The sequence below is a fragment of the Candidatus Defluviibacterium haderslevense genome (genome assembly GCA_016712225.1).
GTDB lineage: Bacteria > Bacteroidota > Bacteroidia > Chitinophagales > Saprospiraceae > Vicinibacter > Vicinibacter haderslevensis.
Genome location: JADJRL010000003.1, coordinates 1,895,621 through 1,916,024 on the forward strand (window position 1 = coordinate 1,895,621; position 20,404 = coordinate 1,916,024).

Here is a 20,404-nt window from a genome sequence, read left to right on the forward strand (position 1 = left end):
CAAAAGGGACAAAAGGGACATTTAGCTTTTGAATTTTTTTTCATAATTCCCGTGAGCAAGTTTTTTAAACAAGTTTTGATTCAATAAAAACCTATCAACTGCTTTTTCATCAAAACAATTTCCGTTTCGACTTTCAACTTCCTTACCTATTGCTATAGCTTCGGCAGTGGTAAATCTATCAGGTATAGCATTATATAAATTCTGTTTATCAATTGTTAGCATAATAGACGGATTACTACTTTGCAATATGTCCAAAACCTTCATTACATTTCTTTGAAAATAGGTACAAAGCTTTGCCGCACCTTGTACCGCTGTTAATGAAATTTGGTTTGTTTTATTGTCATTCATTATCTGTAATGTCAAAGCCAATCGGACAAAATGAATATCAAACTTGCTCAAAACTTCGCCTTTTAGACTATCCGCATTATCATTTACTAGCTTAATATGCTCTTTATGCCAATCATAAAAAAAAATCTTAGCCTCTGGACTCCAAAAACAAATCATCGGCTTCGAATGCCCTGATTCATCATCGACAATTATTGGATTTGAGTGCCTATAATTATATATCCATTCGCTGTAATCTTTTAACAAAGTTTCATTTAATTCAATATCATTAATGGGCTGCTTGTCTGAAAATTCAGGAAAAGCAAAAAGGAATCTTTGAATAAACCCATTATCAGATTTACCAGCTGGAAAAAGTTTTGGTAAAACTCTTGGTTGTAAACCTCCTATAATATTAATAAATGGTTGCGGCAACCACAAAGGTATTGGACTTTTAACTCGGTCAATTGATGTCGGCTTACTACTCCAAAAAGAAAGATAAATAGTAGTCTGGTCTCCTTTGGAATAATTGTTCATACCCTCAAGAAATGTTGCTAATTCATCACTTACAACTACACAACCACGATCATTATCTGCCAATCTTTGGTGTAGTATTTCCGGGGTAAAATTATTCAAAACAGTTTTTACTAAAACAGGTTTTGTGTTCCCAGAGTGACTTTTTCTTTTGCTTAATGCCTGTATTGATTCATACTCTTCAAATTCATTTTTGAATTTTTTTATAGAAGAATTGTCAATTTCTTGAAATGGCTTAAACATTAATTCTAGAGAATGGCTTTTTGCTGCACCTGGATTTCCAATTTGGGCAATGTAAAAACTAGGAAATTCAAACCATGATTCCTTAACTTTTACCTTAGCACTTTTCCCAATGGCTGTTGAGATGGCCGAAAGTATAGCAGTGCCAGTATAGTCACTTGGAAAGTTCAAAGATTTGCTGCATTCAATAATTAACTCTCTGAATGGATAAGGCAAAATATCAACAGGAAAGGGGTTTTCTTTATTTTCAGTTTCTTCAATGAATTCATTGTTAAGTTTTTCAAATTCAGAATTAATATCTTCAAATTTATTACTATTTATGAAATCAGATTTGGCTTTAGGCTCTTCGCAATTTGAATGTTTGTTCCGTTCATTTAACGGGGAATTCTCTGAGGCATTCATTTGATCCTTCATTTCCTATGTTCATTTTTTATTTTTAAATAACTTTCAGGGGAAACTTTCGGACCAGTTAAAATGATCTTCTTGCCTTCTTTGAGCCATGTATCAATTTCCGATTTTAGAAACCGAAGTTTTTTTGCACCTTTATGGAATGGGATTGTTCTGTTATGAATCCATGAATAGACTGTTGCTTTAGAAGGTTTGTCTGGTAAGTATTCACAAAGTTCAGCAAGATCATACCAGTAATCGGAATCTTTGCACTGGTTGCTCCTATTCTCTATGAGAATTTGTTTAATACTAGCAACTTCATAATAAAGCTCAGAAATTGCTTTTGGCAAGTCATTGTAAGTTAAGTTTTTTTCCATTGTCCTATGATTTTGTTATATTTCATAGGGCAATATTATAAGGTGGATAAGTGACTACAAGGTGGACAAGAAGTGATTTTGTGACTTACTTATTTTTTTTCATAAGCTGTTCCCAATAGGAAGGCTCTTGGCTTAATCTCTTGTAATTTGCGGTTTTACGGAAATCATTTTTATTTGGATCGTTTAACATTGGGAATACTTTGGTAAGAAAGTCAAAAAGCGTTTCAGGAAAGTCCAAATGTGGATATTTGTCTTTAAACATCAGATAAAAAGAATATCTTAATTCTCCTGATTTTAGATGATTTGATTTGATGGGATCAATATTTAAAGGTAATTTTAATGTTTCCATAAAATAATTCGTATAATCAAGAAGTCTTAAATAGTCTTCCTCCTTGAGATATTTTTTACCAGTTATACTCTCCCCATTCAAAAAAAACAAATATTTTTCAGCTAGTGATATTTCTGCTTTAATTGGGTTTTTATTTTCAATTGTATTATTAAGCTGATTAGTATTTATTTCAGGCTTAGGATTAAGTATTTCATTGGAAGAATTTGCTTGTTCTATATCCGCGGTTTCAATTTTATTAGTTATTGTTTCAGGTATTGAAGGTGGAGGTAACTTTTGTTCCTCAACGCTGCCGCCAAAATCTAAGTTGTTTATTAGTTGAATAATTTTTTTAAAAAATTGCCTGTAGTGTTCTATTTCTTTCGTCGATTCAAGTATGAAGTCTATAATTGGACATTTAGATCCATCATTATAGTAATAGATAGCATTATCAAATGCATGATATGGTTCGTAATAATTTAAATCCAATTCTTGAATATTAACAAATTTTTCTAAAGAATATAGAGAATACCGAAATGTATGTTGAATAAAATCAGCTTTTTCACCATCTGGGTAAAATTTCTTATAAATTATTACTAAGTCATTTAGAATTCCTTCAAATACTTTTAAATCAATAATATGTAAAAATGCTATATATTGTGTTCTTTCAAGATTGTAAACTTTCCTTTCATAATATTTCTCTTTGATATTAATCCAATTATGAAGAGTTTCAATGCATTCAAATTTTTTATTATCAGGAAATTCACATCCAATTATAAATTCTGAAGTAAATAAATTTCTATTTCCAAGTTCTTCCATTCTAATGGTAATGTTTTTTATTTCCTACTAATATTGTGATAAATTTTAGCTCATTATTTCTGGTTTTTCTTAAAATTCTCAGCCTGTTCAAAAATCTCTACATACACCTCGTCTCTTTCAACTGGTGGATAACCAAATTCGTCAAGCAATAAAATAAGTCCAACTTTTAAAGCTGATTTTATGTCATCACGTTTATTCCAGTCAGGGAATTTGGCTTGTCCGTCAACTAAGTCTTTAACGGCTTTTGCCAATTCAATCATTTTGTCATCTGGATATTTGAAATCGTATTTCACACACAATTCTTTAAGAATGTCGTAAAATGCTTTTTCTTCAAAGTCAATTCCTAACGCATCTCCTGCTGAAAATTCTTTATGGACTTCCCAAATTAAATCGGTCAAGGCGTTTGCCATTTCTTCATAAACTTCGCTTCTCAGAATGTCGTTGGCATCACGGTTGTTGTAGCGTTCAACAAGTGCTTGCATTTTTTTAGTAAAGTCGATTCCTTTTACCCGATTAACTTTTTTAATTTCACTAATCACTTTTGCCAATAACTGTTGAAGTAATTTTATTTTGGTATTTGGTAATTTGATTTTATCAATCTTTGCCAAATAATCTTCATCAAAAATGTCTTGTTCGGTTTCTGCTTCGTTACCAAGTTTGAAAATTTCTTCTACACCTTCACTTTGCAGTGCTTCCTTTATCATTTCCCGAACTTTGGCGTTCATCTGTGCTGTATCGGGTGCATTGCCTTTAGTCAGTTTAATAACGATGGAACGGACCGCCAAATAGAAATGAGTGAAATCTCTGTCTGCCTGAGTTAATTGTTCACTTCCTGCACAAATGTCATATGCAGCTTTCAGTCGCTTTACTAATCCCATAAAACGAGTTTCAACATCTTTGGTTTGCTGCACAAATTCTGCAGCGAGGTTTAATGTGTGTAATTGTTGAATTGTAGTGCCATTAAAATATTTAGAATTGTCAAACTTATGAAACAATTTAGCTAAAAGGTCTAAATGATTTCTTACAATGATGATGGATTCTGCAATGTCTTCAAAATTGTCTTTGTCGCCTTCGCTGTATTGCTTCAACGCCAAATTCATTTGTGTTTTGATGCCGATATAATCCACTACCAAACCTTTGTTCTTTCCTTCAAACTTGCGGTTTACTCGTGAAATGGTTTGAATTAAATTATGTCGTTGAATTGGTTTGTCAATGTAAATACTATCTAAGAAAGGCACATCAAAACCTGTGAGCCACATATCAACGACAATAGCAATTTTGAAATTCGATTTTTCATTTTTGAATTGTCTGTCAAGTTCTTTGCGTTGGTCTTTTGTTCCCAACAAATCATACATTTCTTTCGGGTCGTCTTGTCCTCTAGTGGCAATGAGTTTAATGCGTTCTATTGGTTTCAGTTCCCGTTTGTCTTTGTTGGTAAGTTCTGCACCTTCTTCAACTGCTCGTATTTCGTTCCATTCAGGTTTTAAAGTAATGATGTTTTTATATAACTCATAAGCAATTTCACGAGTACTGCACACAAACATTGCTTTGCCTTTTACAGTTGAACCTTCCGCAACTCTGTTCTCATAGTGGTTTACAAAATCTTCGGCAACGGCTTTTAAACGGTCAGGATCGCCAATAATGGCATACATCTGTGCCATTTCTTTTTTGCTTTGCTCAATCTGATTTTCATTACTGCCTATTTCAGCACATTTGGAGTAATAATCTTCAATGTCTTTGAGTTTAGAGTTATTCAACAACACTTTGGCGGCTCTGCCTTCATACACAATTCTAACGGTGATTTCATCTTTCACCGATTCAGTCATTGTATAAGCATCTACGACTTTTCCAAACACATCAAGCGTTGCATCTATGGGTGTTCCTGTAAAACCAACAAAAGTGGCATTTGGTAATGAATCGTGTAAGTATTTGGCGAAGCCATAAGTTTTGGTAACGCCTTTCTCGGTAACTTTTACTTTTTGGTCAAGGTTTACTTGGCTTCTGTGTGCTTCGTCCGAAATGCAAATCACATTGGGTCTATCTGTAAGCAATTGAGTGTCCTCGGTAAACTTGTGAATTGTGGTCAAGAAAACGCCTCCGCTTTTTCTGCCTTGAATTAATGCTCTAAGGTTGGCTCTGCTTTCTACACTAACAACAGTATTGTCTCCGATGAAATTTTTAGCATTGGTAAATTGTCCCGAAAGTTGGTCGTCTAAATCGGTGCGATCGGAAATCAATACAATGGTTGGACTTTCAAAGTATTCGCTTTTCATCAGCAACCTTGTCAGATATAGCATTGTATAACTCTTTCCGCAACCAGTAGCACCAAAGTAAGTTCCGCCTTTTCCATTTCCTTGGGGCTTTTGAGCTAATTTGATATTATCATACAAGGCTCTTGCTGCATAGTATTGCGGATAGCGACAAACAATTTTTTCGTTCTTCTTTGAGCTATCAGGAATATAAATGAAGTTACGAATGATATCTCGCAAACGGTTTTTGTGAAACATTCCCTGAATTAATGTAAACATACTGTCTATGCCATCCACATCTTTTGCCAAACCTGCCACTCTACGCCAGGCATAGAAAAACTCATAAGGAGCAAAGAACGAACCTGCTTTGTTGTTTACGCCATCGCTGATGACACAAAAAGCATTGTATTTAAACAGTTCGGGAATGTCTCTTCGGTATCGAAACGTTAATTGTTTGTAAGCATCATAAATGGTAGCTTCTTCACGAATGGCAGATTTAAATTCAAATACCACCAAAGGCAAACCATTGATAAAAACAATGCCGTCTGGGATGCGTTTTTCTGAACCAAGAATTTCTAATTGGTTTACAAACTTGTAAATGTTATTGTCATGTGGATATAGCTCTTCAGGTTCTGATGCTATTGAAATGACTTTGTCTGCTTCTGGTTGGCGGTGTTTGTTTAAGCCTGCGTAATTAATCAGTTGAATGTAAATGTCTTTTTGGCTGCGGTCTTCTCGTTTCAGAATAAAGCCGTCAGAAAGCATTTTTAAAAATGTTTTGTTGCTCTCATAAAGGTCGGAAGCGGAAAGGGATTTGAGTTGCAGAATAATAGATTTGGTTTCGTTTACTGTAATGCCTTGACCAGCGTATTGAGTTAAAAGAAATGTTTCTAAATCTTCTTCTATCAATACTTCATCAAGCTTACGAGTTATCCTAATACCCAAGTGGTGGGGAAATCCTTCTTGCCCCAACAATTCGGTAAACGCCTTTTCTAATTTTTCTTCTGTGAATTTCATTGTTGATAAAATTTATCATCCTCCCATTTTGCAGGATTTTTGATTATATAATTCGAAATGGTTAGATACGATTGTTCATTGCGAATGATGTGTTCATTATAATTGAATTGCCACAATTTGCCATTAAATGGTGTCCACCCCAATGTTTTTACCCCACGAATATATTCCACCGTAACAATGGATTGAAACACCCCAACCATATCGCCAACGGTTTTTCCCGTAGGGGCAATCCTTTGTGGTTGCCCTTTTTGTGAATCATCATCATTTTGTGAATCTTTGTAATTATTGTGGGCGAACGTTTCATTTTGGGCGACCACAAGGGTCGCCCCTACAATTTCCAAAATGGCATGAAAATGGTTGGGCATTACAATATATTCGTGTAAATGGATGTTTGTAAATCGTTCGGGCAATTTCAACCATTCAATTTCAACCATCGTTCCCGCATCATTACATATCATTTGTCCATCAATTATTTCCCCAAACAAACACGCCCTATCCTGGACGCATATCGTCACAAAATACAACCCTGACTGTGAATAATCATATCCTTTCAGGCGGATGGATCGGTGGTGGTGGATGTTTGGGCTGTATGGGGTCACTTATTAAATAGTTTAATTAAAAATCAATAGTTATATGTTCTTTTTCAACCATTCTTTAATTGGCGAAATTGTATTTCCTTTATCTGAAGGAGTAAAAACATAAAACCCTTTTGATATAAATGTACCATCCTTATATTTAGTTGTACCATCCCTATATTCTATGTATGGATATATTCGTAAATATTCTGCACCGCTAAAATTTTGATTTGTTTTATTTATTGGAAACAAAGCTATATGCTCAATATATTTTGCTGCATCTCCTAAGCCTAACTCCCAATTACACCATTTCGAATTGATTGCATCTTGCGTTGCAATCAATATAAACTTATTTGAAGATTTTATTTTGTTTTTTAATCTTAAAGCTGTTTCCGAATTTGTATAAGCTGGCATTTCTTCATCCATCCAATCAACATAAATGTCTACACATTCTTTCTTTAAAAAAGCTATAACATCCTGAAGAATAGCAATTTCATCGTGCTTGTGAGAAAGAAAAATCAAAGGCATTGATCTATCTCTAGATAAACTTTCTTTAAGATTTATTATATTATCTTTTGTATAAGTTTTGGTTCTATCACGATATCTAGAAAGTTCTGATTCTGTAATGAAACTCATAAATTATTGTTCTTTTTTTATAATATACTTACTAATGTCCTCGCTTTTAATGTATGCATTTTCTATATAGTATGAAGGATATTTTAGAAATTCATCTTCATCAACCATTGTTATGTATGAACCATTTAAAGAATCATAAGTACTACAATCATTACAGTGTTTCAATGGGGGATATGAATTGTAATGATTTTTATAAATAATTGGATATAAATACTCATTTCTAAATTGAACAATCCCATTTCCATGAATATCGTAAGAGTATTGTTTTAACCAATCAGTTGAACCATTTACTTTCATTATCACACCTACAACACCATTTGTTAATGATACCCTATCTTTTCTTCTATATTCATGTAAGGAATATTCAATTTCCCAATCTATCCATTTGCTACTAATCATATTTGGAGAAATTATTAAAATTGTAACAGAAGTATTATACATCATATCTCTCAAATTTCGTTTAATATTTTCTGTTGAAGTGTCAGATAAATCAGGAGAGTAAGATGTTTCGCCTTGATAATATGTTGCATCACCTCCTAATGACTGCAATATTTTATCTCTTAGATTTCTTGCCTCACTATATTTATATGATATGAATGTTTTACGTGCCATATTTTTATATTTTATCAATTAATAATTTTTGAAATAAACTCATATAGCCATAATCTTTTACCAACCTTTCATTTTTATATTCTTCGGGCAAAAGGTTATTGTAAACTATTCCTGTTGCTGCACCGGTGCTAGCCACTGGCAATAAAAGTGCATGGGGATGAAACTCTCTAAACATGTTGAATTCAACTTCAATTCCGTCCATACCTCCTATAAAAACAGCAGCAGCAAATTTATTTTCAGTTAACATCCTATAACGCAAATGCTGAATACTTGAAGGGATATCTCCTATATTTTCAGTAAAAATTATATTTTCAAATTTTGCATTATCTTCCGGAAAACGGTCTTTAAAATACAAAGATTGATATAGAGTTACGTGTTTCTGAATTTTCTTTTTCAAGTCTCTATTAATTTGTTCTTTCTCTACTTCTGAAAGCTCAATTTCCCAATCATCTCTTTTCAAATTGTTAACAATCAATCTTTCTATCACATAATATATTAAAGGTGTGATGGAAGGATGGCCACCCCAAATTAATCGATATTTTGGCAAAGCAATTGATGCCAATGCAATCACAGCATCTCTTATAGCTATTATATCTGCTTTGTCGTAATATTTTGGATGCCTATCGGGCAATGGAATACTGGCGGATAAAAATATGTTGTTCATTAGATAGTATATTTAGAAAGCTCCACATTAAAATCTTGTTTTTTTATTGTGCGTATTTTTAAATAGTTATTTAACCAACCCAAATGTTCTAACCAATAATCTCTAATTGACATTTCATCATAGATTAAATGTATAGAGTCGATTTCATTCTTTTCTATTTTTGATATTAACTTTTCAGAATTGTGGCAATTAATAGATTGTGGCACACCAACTGTTGGAATGTAAACAATCCTTTTACCACTTACTAAATCTTGTGTAATGTACCTGCTAAATTGTAGATTTACTTCTACATGATTATTATGGGCGGCTTGGGTAAATTCAGTTATTAATGAATCCTGCCTAGATGCTAGATTTCTAGCTCTAGTACTTTCGACAAGATTAATAATTTCATCTAAAATAACACCAATTAATCTCCCTTTAGTCAAATCTGCGAAAAAAGGTTTGTCAAAATCACTATTTGTTAGTTTTTTAGAATACGCCAAATGGGCAAAATCATCAAAGTCGCTATCTGGCCAAATCAAGTGTACAATACCTATCCTTTTAAGATGCGCTTTTTCTAACTCTTTATTACACCATTCACTTTTTATGAATCCTTTGGAGTTAAGCATTAAAATCACATCACAATCAGTCATTCTATGCCATAACTCCTCTTGAAATTCTTCGCCTTTATCAACAGAATGTGTATCAAGAAATACATCAAAATTGTTTTTTTCCAATAACTCATAGAGTTGTATTGCAATATTGGTAGACTCACTTCTTTTATATGAAATAAATATTTTTCTATTTTTTCTTAAAAGTTCGAAGCCTTCTAAAATTAAATTGCTTATTTTTTTTATGTTTTTATCGTATTTTAAACCATTTTGGTTGGAAAGTATGTCTGGCATCTCTTTACTGAAGTCATTTAAATAGATAGGCAAAACGACATTTCCATCTAATTTTTGATTCTTTAAAATTTCCTCTGTTTCTTTATCCAAATTATCTTTGTGCCCAGAGTATATTACATAAGCTGGTTCTGCTCCTGTGTATTCAATAATATTTTCCTTTTTAATTATTTTAAGCAAATCTTGAAGTAGCTTTAATTCATCAAACCTATCCGCGACTTCAGCTTTTATTTTACTGAATAATTCTTCATTTTCACCTAGAAGGATTAATTGATATTTATATCTCATGATGATTCTAATTTGCTATTGTCGCTAATTTGGAAAGAAGCAAGTCTTTCATTTCCGTTAGCTTTTGGTTTTCTAATGATTTTAAATCCTTCAATGAAAACAATTTACTCAATTGTTTTTCAAATTTTTGTAGTAATTCATTTTCAGGCACTAGAAGTAGAAATTCTTCAAGTTCTGATTTCGTAATTGCTTCTCTTGTTGAACCTGATTGACTAATACCCAACAAAGTATTTTTACTATCAGTTGAACAAAGATTTAAAAGCAAGTAGAATGATATATTTAGTTTACCATTTGGTCTAATAATCATTACATGTTGATTAACTCTTGCTGGCAAAACATTTTTAGGCACCTTACAACATCGTGCAACTGAAACACCAGTAATATTGAAAAGAATGTCATTTTCTTTAACTTCCACATTTTTCAACTTATTAGCTTGTTCATCACTTATAAAAGCTAAATCTTCAAAGGAAAAATTATAATCAAATACATTAGTGCTTCTAATCAATGAGATACCAGTAGTGAAATAACTTTCTTTTCCTCCATTTGGCGTTGAACCACTCCCAATTTTTTCACAAAGGTTTTTAAGTTTGTCAACTCTCCACCCTTCCGGTAAATTCTCCAAATCAATCCCTTCCACTAACCAGGCTTTATAAATTGCCTGTGCGGTTTCTTCGAGTTTTTGTATCAGTTGTTGGTTTAGGGCAATGCGATTTTGGATGACGTTGTATTCTTTTACTATTTCTTTTTGTTTGGTTGGATTTGGAATAGGTATTTGCATATCACAAAATGATTTCCAAGGCAAACCACCTCTTACATCTCCATCAGTATGAAACCAAGCATTACGGTCAAACTCTGAACGTGAAAACCACATCATCAAAAATTCAGGGTTAAGAACTTCGGGGTCTTTAATCTCAAACACATCATATGCAGGCGAAACCATAAATTCCTCATCTGATTTTGACATTGAAATTGGCAAACGATAATCTCTACCTACGTGCATTCTATTGCAAGCAAATTGATTTTTTCTTACGAGTTTGTAAACAGATAAATCTGTACCAACAACATTAGCAACTGAAGGCATAAAGAATTTATCAATGTTTATTCCTAAAAGTTGTTCCGCTTTTTCTTCTGTATTGCGAACTTTTAATTCCTGTATATAATCGCCCAAGCGTCTATAATTTGACTTCATAGCCCAACTCTTTAAACACAGTTAATAAATCATTTTTTGAAGCTGCTTCGGCTTTCAACAATTCGGTAAACTCGCCTTTCAGAGTTTGCATTTTTTCGCCAAAGTCAATGTTTTCATCTCGGTTTATAAACTCAATGTATTTGCTAGGCACCAATGAAAAATCTTTTTTCTCGACTTCTTCCAAAGTTGCTGAATAGCAGAACTCGGGAATGTTTTCAATTGCCTTGCATTGCCATTGGTGGTATGTGCCTGTAATTTTGATTATATCTTCTTCTGAAAACTGTATGTACTTTTTCTCAAACGGAATACCCATTTGCCGCAAGTCCATAAACATGATTTCTTTTTCTCTGTCCCTATAGTTTCGAGTTTCATCACCGATTTTTTTTGAATGAGCTTTTTTATTCTTGTTCAAAATCCAAAGCGTAACACTAATTCCAGTGGTGTAAAACATATCTTGGGGCAATACCAAAATGGCATCCACCAGATTATTTTCAATGAGCTTTCTGCGTATTTTATATTCTTCACCACCGCCACTCAATGCACCGTTTGCCAATATAAAACCTGCAATGCCATTGTCGGAAAGTTTGGAAACCATATTCAAAATCCAACCATAATTTGCGTTGCTTTTGGGTGGCACATCATAACCTCTCCATCGTGGGTCGTCTTTCAATTCGTTTTCTGCACGCCAGTCCTTTTGGTTAAAGGGTGGATTTGCCATTATGTAATCGGCTTTCAGGTCTTTATGTTGGTCATCTGCAAAGGTGTCAGCAGCTTTTTCGCCAAGGTTGCCACTTATTCCCCTTATGGCAAGATTCATCTTTGCCAGTTTGTAGGTGGTGTTGGTGTATTCCTGCCCGTAAATAGAGATTTCCTTTTTGTTGCCATGGTGTGCTTCAATAAACTTAATAGATTGAACAAACATACCACCACTACCGCAGGCAGGGTCATAGATAATACCCTTGTAAGGTTCAATCATTTCAGAAATCAGGTTTACAATGCTTTTAGGGGTGTAAAATTCTCCTTTGCCTTTTCCTTCTGCCAAAGCAAACTTGGAGAGAAAGTATTCATACACTTTGCCAACTACATCGTGCTTCGGATCTTTGGTGGTGTCAATATCGTTTATGGTATCAAGTAAAGAAGCCAGTTTGGTAACATCCAAACCCAGACGGGAAAAGTAATTGTCAGGTAAGGCACCTTTCAAGGCTTTGTTATTTTTTTCAATAGTATGAAGAGCTGTGTCAATGAGCAGAGCAATGTCGTTTTGTTTTGCTCTTTTTATGAGGTAACTCCAACGACTGGTCTCTTCCAAAAAGAACACATTGCTCATATTGTAGAAGTCGGATAATTCTATGTATTTTTCTTTTCCTTCGTTTATGAGTTTGGAACGATGGTCTTCAAACTTGTCACTAGCAAACTTTAAGAAGATCAGCCCTAATACTACGTGTTTGTATTCGGCTGGCTCTACACTGCCCCTTAGTTTATTAGCTGCTTCCCAAAGTGTTACTTCGATTGCTTTTTCTTTTATCTCTTTTTTCAGTTTAGCCATTTTATGGTGTTAAAATATTGTATTATATCTTTCTGATAGGTAAGTTTTAAATTGCTTTGTTCTCTGCGAGTGGGCGAAGATTGACATTTTGAAATGAAACGCTAGCTTGTACATTTTGCAAAACCTAATGATTGTCCTGATTTTCATTGCTTTTTAGGCGGTAATTAATTGAATTGTTAAATATTGGCGAATATAAGAAAAGATTATATGGGTTTTCCTTGTGATTTAGAGCTTTGGCTAATTTAGTTTGTCCTGAACATTTATTCTTATAGTTATTGATTTTGAACAAATATAGATTTGTGATAAATTATTGGACTTGCCAAATTGCTTGTAATAAATGAAGTTTGGAAAAAAATCAAACAAAAGGGGTTTATAAATGCGCGTAATCACTATAAGTATACCATAAGAGATTGAAAATGATTTATAAATTTTATTTAAACAATTTTTTTTACCACTTAAAATTGGTGTGTAGGTTCTACTTCAATTTCGGACGTTTTAATTAAATCCACTTTAGAAGAAATTAAGATTAATCATTTTAAAAAATTGTGCAGTCTATTATCCACTGATATACATTATACTTACTGATCATCATGATTTAAACACCTACTTATATTGGTTTATTATTGCCAAATATAAGAAAAGATATAAAGGCATTTCCTTTGACTTTTAAATATTAGGTGTTGCTGAAGCGTTTTTACCGATATTTATCATTGTGTCTTGAGTAAACAAAATTTGTAAATTGTAATTCTTGCAGTAAAAGGATTCATAAAAGGTCCAAATTGGCAAATAAAGTATAAGAATCGTTGGGCTGCTCTCGAATTATAGTGATAAGTTGCGTTGGCAAAAAGTACGCCATCCTTCATAAGAGCCCTCTATACATGTATATTTATAGTACGTTTTTTCATTTTCAAATACCAAAATTTTTATCCCTTAAAAGTGGTCTTTAAAATATTATTCAATTTCGGACGTTTCTGCAATTCTTAAATGTCATATTGACTTCATTCGCAACAAGATGACGGCAAATTCGGCAGAGTAGAATAACATAACTATCTATTAATCAGTAAAAACCAACCAAATTATAAGTATCTGGATTTTTTTGAATTGATTATTTAAATAACATTTTTAGTAATTGGCTGTATTTATTCATTTTCAAAGAACTAACCATAGTAAAATTCAAATCATGAATACTTCATGATTATCTCACGAAAAAATTCTTGCAGCTTCAGCCGAAAATAAAATTATAGATTTAATCACCTTTTTACAATTTGGTTATCAAATTATTGGATTTAGGTTTATTTTCCTGAATTTGAGGCTAGATGAATAGTAATATTTAGCGCATTACATAATTTGAGAAGCGTTTTAACGGTCATATTGGTCTTCTTTGACGAAAATAGCTCGTTTACTCTGACTCGTTCTGTCTGCATTCTATCTGCAATTTGTTCTTGTGTTAATCCAAGTGCTTCTTTACGGTCTTTAAGTTGTTGTATTAGATTGTTATAGTCTTGCATAATTTTAGTTTTGAGTTCCATTTTAATAGATCCTTTAAAGTAATACTCATATTGAACAGTATGAAAATCGCATTCATAATTACCTCAAATTGTTTCTCTTAATCGTTTAACTGATGTCTTATGAAATTTCTTGCCTTGAGATGTTTTGAATCCATTATTATTCAGTTCAGTTGCAATTGCTGCTAATGTCATGCCATCGCATTTGTTGACAAATGATTTTGCCATTTGATTTTTAATGACAGCCTTTTCTTTAATGGATCTATTACCAGCAATCCTTCCAATTCGGTTCAGATTCTTTATAGTTCCAAGTTTTTCGCCCCTAGCTTTTTTAGCTGCTAATGCTTGCTTGGTTCTGATGGATATTATTTCTCGTTCCCTTTGAGCTAGCCCTGCAAATATAGATAAGGTAAGTGAATCTGTTGTGGGCAAGTCACATGACCTGAATAAATTACCTAGACGGTTATGAATACGAAATATATGTTCTACATTTCTGCTCAAACGGTCCAACTTCGCAACAATTAAGGTATAACCCATTGTTTCACATTCCTGGATTGCATTATTTAATTTTGGCCTGTTGTCAATGTCTTTGCCACTTTCCGCCTCCAAGACTTCATGAACTATAGTAGATTGTTCTAAGTCCACAAAGTGTTTAATAATTGCTCGCTGAGCTTCTAAGCCCAATCCGGATTTTTCTTGCCCTTTAGTAGAAACACGTAGGTATGCAATGTATTGTTTCATTATTTTTGTTTTAAGAGTTTATTAATTTAAGGTTACATTTTTTATTTTGTCGAACGGTTGTTCCAGATGTGTAACTTTTCATTTTTTTCATTTTTAAAAGACTGCTCAACAAAGTACATTCAAATGTACGTACATTATAACGTTGAAAATAAATACTTGTTGAAAAATTTTCATATAATTATTTAAATTATATCAGATTAAATTGATTTTAAATAAATAATGGCTTAAAAGTGAAAGGGCACAAATGGAATTGGAATTTTATTAAAGAATGTATTACATTTTGAAAATGAAAATTAATGACCAGTTTATGTAAGTATATGTATTATTAGAAGTAACAACTACACAAAATCACCAAAGCTCTGATCCCCAAAAATTGGATAAAACTATTGCCGATTGAAAAAATAGCGATATAACCATTACAATTTCTGGGCGAATAGGATTAGTAATTTCGCATAGGGGGGATACGGAAATTTGGACCAAGTCATCAGAAATGGGTTTATATGGTTCTATTTCGTAAACATAAATTTGACAATTAACATAACTCCTTTGCATATTTTCTATAAAAAGTTTAAGTTTGAATTTAGATAAATTATTGTTTCTTGATTTTAAGATCATTAAGTATAATTGAAAAAATTGATGGTATGAATTGATATTATACAATCGACATATTTACATAATCAATTATTGCTAACTTTTTTATGAAAACAGACTCATAAAAATTGCTTTAAATTGAGATTTGTATTTAAATTTGCCATGAAAATATTTAGGCGTTAGTCTACTTTGCGACTGAAAACTGAGAAATTTTAAAGCAAAGACTAAGTAACTAATGCCCACGCTATGCGTGGGTTCGGGTTATTTAGCTTTGCAGGCATCTCAGTGCCTCAGTCGTGGATAGCTATGAATCCACGCTTTTCATTTAAGCACTCTGGTCAGGGTTCAATCAGATTTAGTAACTGACCATGAAAAGATCAATTAAGTTCTTGCTATTCACTTTTTTTATTACTATTTCCTGTTGTTCATCTCCTGGCTCAGATAATAATTCAAAAAAGGAAAATAATGTATGCTTTGTCTGTATGGGCCCAAAGTCTAAGGTTTACCATTTGGTGAAGGTTTGTGATGGATTAGACAAGTGTAGTACACCGATTGATCAAGTAACCATAGATTTTGCAGAAGATGAACTAAATAGAAGGGCTTGTAAACTTTGTGGCAGATGAGAGTTTATCTTATAGTTAGTTATTTAATATTGTGCTGTTCTAATGTATCTCAAACATTTAATGGAACAGTTGTTGGCATTATTGATGGTGATACTATAGACGTTCTTATAAACAAAACAAGCATGCGAATACGTGTTGAGGGTATAGATTGTCCAGAAAAGAATCAGGATTTCGGATCAAGAGCAAAGCAGTTCACATCTACATTTTGTTTTGGACGAGAAGTAGTAATTAAGAAGAAAGAATTTGACAAATATGATAGAATGGTTGCCATGGTAAAGTTATTAGATGGAACCGATTTATCCGAGTCTTTGCTATTGGAAGGGCTTGCTTGGCATTATAAAAAATATGATAATAGTATTAACCTGGCTGAACTAGAAAATCTTGCTAGAACACAGAAAATTGGAATTTGGTCACTGCCAAATCCATTGCACCGTGGTGTTTTAGACATCCTGAAAGATGTAATTAAAATGCTTTATAATATGGTAAATATAAAGCAATTGAAAAAAGTAATAATTCAATATGAATTTCATTGGAAATTCTACCTTGAAAAAAATAGCTTCAGTGAAAACACGTAAATAAGTTTTGACATTTTGAAATTTTTTTGAAGGTAATGTGATGGTATAGAAAATTAAAATAAAAAAAGACATAATATGTGGAATGATGCTTTTGCATTGGTTTGTTTAGCGGGGATAATTTATTTGATTTTAAACGAAGCCCTAGAAGAAAGAACGAGATGGTTTTCTATGAAATTACACTCTGAACTCACTGAAAACAGAAAGACTCTTGAGGCCTATAGAAAAACCATTGAGGCATATAAGAAAGAATTTAGTGAATTAAGAATTATGAGTTATGAGGATTCAAGTGAAATGAACGAATTGATGGCAGACATGCTAATCACAGATGGTTATGTTAGTCTTTATATGGAATACAAACTTAAGGCTTTACAAAGACTTAAATACATTCATATATTCGGTAATTCCCCAGATTCTCTTAAAAAGATTGAAGTTGAATTACGAAATTTGCTAAGTGCACTTGAGACTACATACAATAGCAGCCCCGAAATTTACACATCAAAAAGTAGAATAGCTAAACATATGGCAGAAGTAATTAGAATAATCGATCTGAACAACGATGCCATTACACTTTTAGGAAATGAAATTGTTACAAAGCTTTCATCAATAATTAGTCAACATGACAGATGGGTCAAAAGCGGTCGAATATTGTCTCCAGATCCAAGTGAAAACTAATTTTTTTCTTTTCTAAATACTTAGGTACTTAAAAATGTGCAAGCCAATTTATATCCTTGAAAGATTCCCAAATAAATCACAAAATATTAGTGATGGATTAAGTAAAATAAAAACTGATATTGAATTAATATGCGATAGCAGCGTTGAAGTAAATGTGCCAACAATAATAATTAAAATCCATCAGGAAGAAGTATTACGGATTGCAAATATGGGGGATGATTCCTTATTAATCTTAGGAAATGAAATCAACATAATATTTAAATCAATTATACATAAACAAAATAAGTGGGTAATAGATGCTTGCAAATTGTCGCCAAATACAAAGGCAAATTAAACATCAAAGCTAATATATAAACGACTCTAAAATTAATCAGAATGAACAGATACGAGTTATGGACAGATAATTTAAGATTGCGGAAGCGATATTATACAATAACTGACAATGCAGGAAACTATCTAAAAGAGGTAAATGAGAATGGTCTGGTTTGGACGTTTGATTATAAAAGAGGTTTTCCCTTGGTTTATTTGAGTGTACACGATGCTTTCAAAGTAATAAAAACGAAGGAATTAAATATTTGCTTTGTAAAGGAACATTTTGAATTCAAATCAATTGTAGAAATATTTTTTGGCTATCTTACCTTTTGGATAAATTATCCAGTCGCTAAGTTTGTTATAAGCAACAAAGCTTTTAAGTATGGAAATTATCTAATCAACTTATTGTATGAACCTGATAAAAAAGATAATTCTCTAAAACATTTTGAAAACTTCCCATATGGAATTGCTAGGATTGAAAAAATATTTAGCGATAATATTGAAGCAGCTTTAAAAAGTAATTATGTTTTTAAGTGTCGAGAAGATGCTAATAATTTCATAAAAGTATTTGATCCATATAACAATTACACAAACTACGGTGCAGAATTAGTATTTGTGAAAGGCAAAATGAATACAATTGAAAGAATAATTCATCTAGGCTGGTTTTCATTTGGCCTCTTATTAATTGATCTATTTTTTAACAGTAGTTTCAAAATATTTATTTTTAAGGTTATAAATCTTGTAATTTCGCTAGGCTTTAATGTATTTAATTACTTCTATATTTGCTTTATGTTATTTATTTTTATAAACATTATAAATATTATTTTTAGAAAGGACGATTTCATAAGAGGTTAGATTGTTTATTTGCTGCAAAATGTTTACTTGCCTAATGAGGTAATCATTTATTTACATTTTCCAAAATCTTGCAATTAAATTTTATTTTAATGAGTCAATAAAATATAAAAGTATAGAATATCGCCAAAGATACATCAAAAATAAGAAAACAAGTGATGCCCAGATAATTAGTAGACCTAAAGCTTTGCCATCAAGATCATAAACTTTTTTGTTTAACAAATAATTTCTAACATATTTAATTTAATATATCTTCAAATACCATGACAGAAATAAAAAACATTGATGTTTTAACCTTAAAACAAAAAGTCAAAATTGATATAGAAGCACAAGACAAATTTCTTAATCAAATACAAGAATAAACACAAGTAATTGTTCACTGTTCATATACTGGATGAATGATGGAATGTAACGGAATTAGAATAGGGACATCTACATTTCTTTATGCAAATGATTCAAGTCATAAAAGTGAATTAGTTCATATAGAAAATATATCAATGTAACCAATGTGGATGGATGTTGCATATGGAAAAACAATTATATTTACATTAATTTTTTATGGATTACTAAACAATGTAAGATATTTGATATGATTGACGTTAATCTCAAACCGGGAGGATTTGTATTAAAGAACATTGAGTGAAATAATTCTGATGATTATTTGCTTGAAATTTATTGAAATATAGTGATTTTTCAAAATATGCCTTGTTGTAAAAGTTTTAAGACCCGTTATTAACAGAAATATTACGTTGGATTCAAAACATTAGACAATTTAAAAAGTAGCATTAAAAAATATAATATAATTTTATGGGTATTCAAAATCTGTATCAAGAGGCAATAATCTTTGCAACAATAAAACATATGGAAAAGGAACAAAAAGTCCCAGGTACTGAACTTCCTTATGTTGTTCATTTAAGTAATGTAGCAATGGAAATAATAATTGCATCTTGCAATTCTGAAAATTTCAATTTAGAATTTGCAATTCAAGTAGCATTGCTTCATGATACTATTGAAGATACGTCAACCACTGTTGGAGAACTTAAAGATAAATTTGGAAATGATATATCTAATGCAGTGTTAGCATTGACAAAGAATAGTCTTTTACCTAAAGATCAACAAATGAAAGATAGTATTAGTAGAATTAAAGTTTTGCAATATGAAGTTTGGGCTGTCAAACTTGCCGATAGAATTGCTAACCTTCAAACACCACCACCTTATTGGGATATTCAGAAAAAGCTTAATTATCAATCAGAAGCAAAAATTATATTAAAGGAACTAAAGGATGGCAATAATTATTTAACAAATCGACTTGAAATAATGATTGAAGAATATGCAAGACTTTATATAGGTGCGTTTTAAACTGAAGTATTTAAGATTTGTAAGTATTGAATATTGTTTGTTTCATAAATAAAATAAGTGTTTGAAAATTTGGTTATATGGAAAACTTAGTTTATCTTAAATGAGAATTAGAAATTATGAATAAAATGCATTTATCTTATCAACCTTTTAAAATTGAATTTTTATTTAATGAGGGACTTATGCAATTGGAAATTATTGCAACTTATGCAGGTGAAGATGCAAGTAAAGCATATTTTGAAATGATAAATAATATTATTGATTTTGAAATTGACCATTGTATAATTTCAGCTTTAACATTAAATAAATGCAATTTAGAATTTATATCTGGTGAGCAAGTACGAAATTTTAATTGTACCTATAATAATAGGCAAGCTATTGATCAATTAACTAATCATCAACCAAAAACTATATATTTCGTTGATAATTTAGGAATTCGCGATTTAAAATTTAAAATAAATTTATTTGAGAATAAGCTGTAATTCAGAACGCCTCAGTAGGGCTGAATAAGCAGTCG

The 20,404-nt window shown here is 31.9% G+C and carries 20 protein-coding genes; 7 read left to right on the forward strand and 13 right to left on the reverse strand.

What is annotated here, in order from left to right:
* Positions 1-21: 21 nt before the first annotated feature.
* From IPK88_07570 to IPK88_07630, 13 genes are all read right to left on the reverse strand, one after another.
* The gene (locus tag IPK88_07570) at positions 22-1,509 is read right to left on the reverse strand and encodes a DUF3987 domain-containing protein (GenBank protein MBK8243267.1); all 1,488 of its coding nucleotides are present in this window, start codon (positions 1,507-1,509) and stop codon (positions 22-24) included.
* Entirely contained in the window at positions 1,506-1,859 is a 354-nt protein-coding gene (locus tag IPK88_07575) for a helix-turn-helix domain-containing protein (GenBank protein MBK8243268.1), read from the reverse strand. Before IPK88_07575 ends, IPK88_07570 begins: the two co-directional genes overlap by 4 nt.
* A gap of 85 nt (positions 1,860-1,944) precedes the next feature.
* Positions 1,945-3,003 carry a hypothetical protein gene (locus tag IPK88_07580; protein MBK8243269.1) on the reverse strand — a complete coding sequence of 353 codons (1,059 nt, stop codon included), beginning with the start codon at positions 3,001-3,003 and terminating at the stop codon, positions 1,945-1,947.
* A 53-nt stretch (positions 3,004-3,056) separates the two neighbouring features.
* Positions 3,057-6,269, reverse strand: coding sequence for a type I restriction endonuclease subunit R (locus IPK88_07585; GenBank protein MBK8243270.1), 3,213 nt, complete (start codon positions 6,267-6,269; stop codon positions 3,057-3,059).
* Positions 6,266-6,868, reverse strand: coding sequence for a transposase (locus tag IPK88_07590; GenBank protein ID MBK8243271.1), 603 nt, complete (start codon positions 6,866-6,868; stop codon positions 6,266-6,268). The genes IPK88_07585 and IPK88_07590 overlap by 4 nt, the downstream gene beginning before the upstream one ends.
* Before the next feature lie 30 nt (positions 6,869-6,898).
* The gene (locus IPK88_07595; protein ID MBK8243272.1) at positions 6,899-7,480 is read right to left on the reverse strand and encodes a toll/interleukin-1 receptor domain-containing protein; all 582 of its coding nucleotides are present in this window, start codon (positions 7,478-7,480) and stop codon (positions 6,899-6,901) included.
* A 3-nt stretch (positions 7,481-7,483) separates the two neighbouring features.
* The gene (locus IPK88_07600) at positions 7,484-8,092 is read right to left on the reverse strand and encodes a TIR domain-containing protein (protein MBK8243273.1); all 609 of its coding nucleotides are present in this window, start codon (positions 8,090-8,092) and stop codon (positions 7,484-7,486) included.
* A 4-nt stretch (positions 8,093-8,096) separates the two neighbouring features.
* Entirely contained in the window at positions 8,097-8,756 is a 660-nt protein-coding gene (locus tag IPK88_07605) for a hypothetical protein (GenBank protein MBK8243274.1), read from the reverse strand.
* The gene (locus IPK88_07610; GenBank protein MBK8243275.1) at positions 8,756-9,925 is read right to left on the reverse strand and encodes a toll/interleukin-1 receptor domain-containing protein; all 1,170 of its coding nucleotides are present in this window, start codon (positions 9,923-9,925) and stop codon (positions 8,756-8,758) included. Before IPK88_07610 ends, IPK88_07605 begins: the two co-directional genes overlap by 1 nt.
* Positions 9,926-9,932: 7 nt before the next feature.
* Complete coding sequence (locus IPK88_07615; protein MBK8243276.1) at positions 9,933-11,114, reverse strand: restriction endonuclease subunit S; 1,182 nt, start codon at positions 11,112-11,114, stop codon at positions 9,933-9,935.
* Entirely contained in the window at positions 11,098-12,660 is a 1,563-nt protein-coding gene (locus IPK88_07620; protein MBK8243277.1) for an N-6 DNA methylase, read from the reverse strand. Before IPK88_07620 ends, IPK88_07615 begins: the two co-directional genes overlap by 17 nt.
* A gap of 1,292 nt (positions 12,661-13,952) precedes the next feature.
* A complete protein-coding gene (locus tag IPK88_07625) occupies positions 13,953-14,168 on the reverse strand; it encodes a helix-turn-helix transcriptional regulator (protein MBK8243278.1) in 216 nt (71 codons plus the stop codon).
* 84 nt (positions 14,169-14,252) lie between these two features.
* Positions 14,253-14,906, reverse strand: coding sequence for a recombinase family protein (locus IPK88_07630; GenBank protein ID MBK8243279.1), 654 nt, complete (start codon positions 14,904-14,906; stop codon positions 14,253-14,255).
* A 959-nt stretch (positions 14,907-15,865) separates the two neighbouring features.
* Between IPK88_07630 and IPK88_07635 the strand changes: the two genes are divergently transcribed.
* The 7 genes from IPK88_07635 (at position 15,866) to IPK88_07665 (ending at position 20,369) form a co-directional block, all read left to right on the forward strand.
* A complete protein-coding gene (locus IPK88_07635) occupies positions 15,866-16,120 on the forward strand; it encodes a hypothetical protein (GenBank protein ID MBK8243280.1) in 255 nt (84 codons plus the stop codon).
* Positions 16,117-16,695, forward strand: coding sequence for a thermonuclease family protein (locus IPK88_07640; protein ID MBK8243281.1), 579 nt, complete (start codon positions 16,117-16,119; stop codon positions 16,693-16,695). The genes IPK88_07635 and IPK88_07640 overlap by 4 nt, the downstream gene beginning before the upstream one ends.
* Before the next feature lie 75 nt (positions 16,696-16,770).
* Positions 16,771-17,367, forward strand: a complete 597-nt coding sequence (locus IPK88_07645) for a hypothetical protein (protein MBK8243282.1) — start codon at positions 16,771-16,773, stop codon at positions 17,365-17,367.
* A gap of 34 nt (positions 17,368-17,401) precedes the next feature.
* Positions 17,402-17,701, forward strand: coding sequence for a hypothetical protein (locus IPK88_07650; GenBank protein ID MBK8243283.1), 300 nt, complete (start codon positions 17,402-17,404; stop codon positions 17,699-17,701).
* A gap of 41 nt (positions 17,702-17,742) precedes the next feature.
* Positions 17,743-18,534, forward strand: a complete 792-nt coding sequence (locus tag IPK88_07655) for a hypothetical protein (GenBank protein ID MBK8243284.1) — start codon at positions 17,743-17,745, stop codon at positions 18,532-18,534.
* Between the two features lie 804 nt (positions 18,535-19,338).
* Entirely contained in the window at positions 19,339-19,890 is a 552-nt protein-coding gene (locus tag IPK88_07660; protein ID MBK8243285.1) for a bifunctional (p)ppGpp synthetase/guanosine-3',5'-bis(diphosphate) 3'-pyrophosphohydrolase, read from the forward strand.
* Positions 19,891-20,006: 116 nt separating this feature from the next.
* A complete protein-coding gene (locus IPK88_07665) occupies positions 20,007-20,369 on the forward strand; it encodes a hypothetical protein (protein MBK8243286.1) in 363 nt (120 codons plus the stop codon).
* Positions 20,370-20,404: the final 35 nt, after the last annotated feature.